The following is a 3,445-nucleotide window of genomic DNA, read 5'->3' on the forward strand; positions in this document are numbered from 1 at the left end:
CTCCCCGGTGGCCCCAGTTCGGGCATCGAACTGAAGTCCCCGAAGAGGTCCGACGCCGGGGCCGCCTTCGCGGCGGGAGCCTCCACGGGCTTCGCGGCGGCGGGAGCACTCCGGGGCGCTGACGCAGCAGCCGGGTTGCTCCTCGGCTCCCGAGCGAGCGGCTGCGCGGGGGCGGCCGGGTTGCTCTTCGGCTCCCGAGCGAGCGGCTGCGCGGGGGCGGCCGGGTTGCTCCTCGGCTCGGGCCCCGACACGGGCGGAGCGACACCCTCGCCTGGAGTGGCCGTCACGGACGCGGCGGACGCCTCCCGCTTCACGAGCTGGAGGTGACGGCAGCGGGGACACTGCGCGCGGACGCCCTTGGCCGAGATCAACCGATCGTCGATCGCGTAGGCCGCCGCGCATTTCTGACAGACGATGCGCATGAAGTTAGTGACGGAAGTGTCGCACTCCCGTCACCACCATGGCCATCCCATGTTCGTCGGCGGCGGCGATCACCTCCGGATCCCGGACGGAACCGCCCGGCTGGATGACCGCCGTGGCGCCTGCCCGGGCCGCCTCGTCCAGCCCGTCCCGGAAGGGGAAGAAGGCGTCCGAGGCCACCGCGCTGCCCTTCAGGGCCTCGCCGCCACGCGTCATCGCGATGCGCACCGAGTCCACCCGGTTCGTCTGGCCGCCGCCCTGGGCGAGCAGCTGGTGCCCGGCTGCGAACACGATGGCGTTGCTCTTGACGTGCTTGCACACCTTCCAGGCGAAGCGCAGCGCTCGCTCCTCCTCCAGGGTGGGCGCGCGCTTGGAGACGACCTTCCACTCCAGGGGCGGCTCCACCGCGTCGCGGTCCATCAGCAGCATGCCGCCCGACACGCTCCGGGCGTCCACCTGGGGACGCGGCCGCGCCGTGGGGGACGCCAGCTCCGGGCCCGCCTCCAAGAGGCGCAGGTTCTTCTTGGTCGCGAGCACCTGGAGCGCCGCGGCCGAGTACGACGGCGCGATGACCGCCTCCAGGAACGTCTCCGCCATGGCCTTCGCGACGGCCTCGTCCACCTCGCGGTTGAAGGCCACGATGCCCCCGAAGGCGGACACCTCGTCCACCGCCCGGGCGGTGCGGTAGGCCCGCTCCAGCACGTCATCCACCGCCACGCCGCACGGGGTGTTGTGCTTGATGACCACCGCGCAGGGCTTCTCCGGGAACTCCAGGACGAGCCCCAGGGCCGCGTCCAGGTCCAGGATGTTGTTGTACGAGAGCTCCTTGCCCTGGAGCACCTTGGCGAACGCCACCGACGGCTCCTTCGGCGTCTGGAACTCGCGGTAGAAGGCGCCGCGCTGGTGCGGGTTCTCCCCGTAGCGCAGCCCCTGCACCTTCTGGAACGCGAGCGACAGCTCCTGCGGGAACGGCTCCTGCGCCTCGCCCGACAGCCACCCGGAGATGGACGCGTCGTAGGCGGCCGTGTGCGCGAACGCCTTGCGCATCAGCCGGCGCCGCGTCTCCTCGCCCACCGCCTTGTGGCCCTCGATTTCAGCGAGCACCGCCGGGTAGTCGTCCGGGTCCACCACCACGGCCACGTGCTTGAAGTTCTTCGCCGACGCGCGGACCATCGCCGGCCCGCCGATGTCGATGTTCTCGATGACGTCGTCCTCGCCCGCGCCCGACGCCACCGTCTTGCGGAACGGGTAGAGGTTCACGGCCACCAGCGAGATGGGCTCGATGCGGTTCGCCGCCATCTCCGCCCGATCGCTCTCCAGGTCGGGCCGGCCGAGGATGCCGCCGTGGATTCGGGGGTGGAGCGTCTTCACGCGGCCGCCGAGGATTTCAGGGCTCTGCGTGTGCTCGGACACCTGGGTGGCGGGGATGCTGGCGGCCTTGAGGGCCTCCAGGGTGCCGCCGGTGGAGAGCAGTCGGTAGCCCAGCCGGACCAGGCCTTGGGCAAAGGGGACCAGACCGCGCTTGTCGGAAACGCTCAGGAGAGCCAGCACGTGTGCGCCTCGGGGTGCGGGGGGGGTGGCGCGGGTCCTAGCAACCACCCCCTGGGGTGTCAACGCAACACGTCACCCCAGCGACGGCACGACACACGGGCCCGACCTCAGGGCTTGCGAGCGGACACGGGCGGCTCTTCGTCGACGGCTTCACGCAGCTTCATCAGGCCGCGCGTCTCCACCTGACGGATGCGCTCGCGGGTGAGGTTCATGATCTCCCCCACCTCTTCGAGCGTGATGCCACCCTTCTCCGCCACGTCCAGGGCGCAGGTGTGCTCCAGCTCGGTGATTTCCTTGTCCGGGAAGTTCAGCTTGATGGAGCCCGTCTCCGGGTTCACGTCCAGGTACAGGTTGTGCTTGCAGGACACGAAGAGACACGGACGGGGACCGTTGATGCAGTCGGCGCGGGTGCGGGGGCGCTGCTCGTCCACGAGCTTGAGCGTCTCCGCCTCTTCCGGGTCCAGCTGACCGGCGAGCCTGCGACGGCGCAGGTCGCGGGCCATCTCCTTGCGCGACATGGTCTTGGAGCGCCGGCGTTCCGCGGGCAGCTCCTCCTCGACCCCTCCCCCCTCGCCCTCCTGCAGCTGCTTCACTTCCGACATGATTCCTCCAGATGTGTGGAGTCTATCCGGTTCAACAGGACCCTGGGGGGCATCCTATTGCGGCCGGAGCATTTCGTCTTCGCGCGCCGTGACGGCGCTGCCCAACCGGGCGACATCCCGGACCAGATCCTGCGCCCGTTGCCTCAGCGTTGCCAACTGGGCTTCGAGTGACTTCCTGCGTTCTCCTCCCAGCGGCCGCCCTCCCAGCTCCTCCTGGAACCCGTCCAGCACCTCGGACAGGTCCCGCTGGAGCTGGTCGATGTGGTTGCGGTGGAACACAAAGGACCGGCGGATGTCCTCCAGGGTGTGTCCTTCGGCCATCATCTTCTTGATGACGTTGATGCGCCGCACCGCCTCCACCGGGTAGAGGCCCAGGCTGCCCTGGTGCTTGCCCTTGCGGCCCACGCGACGGCTGCGCGGCAGGAGCCCGGCCTGGACGTACTTCCGGAACGTCGCCTCCGACAGCCTCACGCCCCGCGGCCGGAAGATCTCCAGGATCGCGTTCGCGGGCAGTCCCCCCGCGTTCTCACGCTCGATGCGCTCAAGTTCCTCGGGCGCAAGCAGGTCCATGGATTCCATTGAATAGAAGCTACTGAATGGACCGCATAGGTGCCAGATTCACGCGTCATCCGTCAAGGAGGACGAGCAGGCGGGCGGGCGGACGTCACCCGTTCAACGCTCGGAAGTCCTGGGTCACGGTGCCGTTGGCGGGGACGACGACGGTGTACGTCCGCGTGCCCGCCGGGTGCTCGAAGTGCAGCTTGTAGGTGCCGGGCGCGACCTTGAAGGACGTGCGGCCCTGCACGTCGCCCAGCCGCTTCGTGCCCAGGAAGACCGTCGCGTACGGGTTGGCACTCACCTGGAGCGTGCCC

General features: G+C 69.6%; 4 protein-coding genes and 1 pseudogene. All 5 read right to left on the reverse strand.

Annotation, left to right across the window (positions count from 1 at the left end; all coding sequences use genetic code 11):
* Window positions 1-422, reverse strand: a 422-nt coding sequence (locus D7V93_RS47135) for a zinc-ribbon domain-containing protein (protein ID WP_244237804.1), incomplete at its 3' end; no start/stop codon positions are given.
* A gap of 4 nt (window positions 423-426) precedes the next feature.
* Window positions 427-1,971 (reverse strand): bifunctional phosphoribosylaminoimidazolecarboxamide formyltransferase/IMP cyclohydrolase, encoded by a 1,545-nt coding sequence (purH, locus tag D7V93_RS40440; protein WP_120648345.1) that lies wholly within the window; start codon window positions 1,969-1,971, stop codon window positions 427-429.
* 107 nt (window positions 1,972-2,078) lie between these two features.
* On the reverse strand, window positions 2,079-2,573 hold the full coding sequence (locus D7V93_RS40445; RefSeq protein ID WP_120613286.1) for a sigma factor-like helix-turn-helix DNA-binding protein: 495 nt from the start codon (window positions 2,571-2,573) through the stop codon (window positions 2,079-2,081).
* 54 nt (window positions 2,574-2,627) lie between these two features.
* Complete coding sequence (locus D7V93_RS40450) at window positions 2,628-3,152, reverse strand: MerR family transcriptional regulator (RefSeq protein ID WP_120648346.1); 525 nt, start codon at window positions 3,150-3,152, stop codon at window positions 2,628-2,630.
* Window positions 3,153-3,237: 85 nt separating this feature from the next.
* Window positions 3,238-3,445, reverse strand: a pseudogene (locus D7V93_RS40455) (serine/threonine protein kinase); the annotation flags it as partial.

It is taken from the genome of Corallococcus llansteffanensis (assembly GCF_003612055.1).
Taxonomy (GTDB): Bacteria; Myxococcota; Myxococcia; order Myxococcales; family Myxococcaceae; genus Corallococcus; species Corallococcus llansteffanensis.

Bases quoted from the DNA above. Each gene is read 5' to 3' on its own strand.
- D7V93_RS40445 (WP_120613286.1), bottom strand. From the start codon at position 2,573: ATGTCGGAAGTGAAGCAGCTGCAGGAGGGCGAGGGGGGAGGGGTCGAG.
- D7V93_RS40450 (WP_120648346.1), bottom strand. From the start codon at position 3,152: ATGGAATCCATGGACCTGCTTGCGCCCGAGGAACTTGAGCGCATCGAG.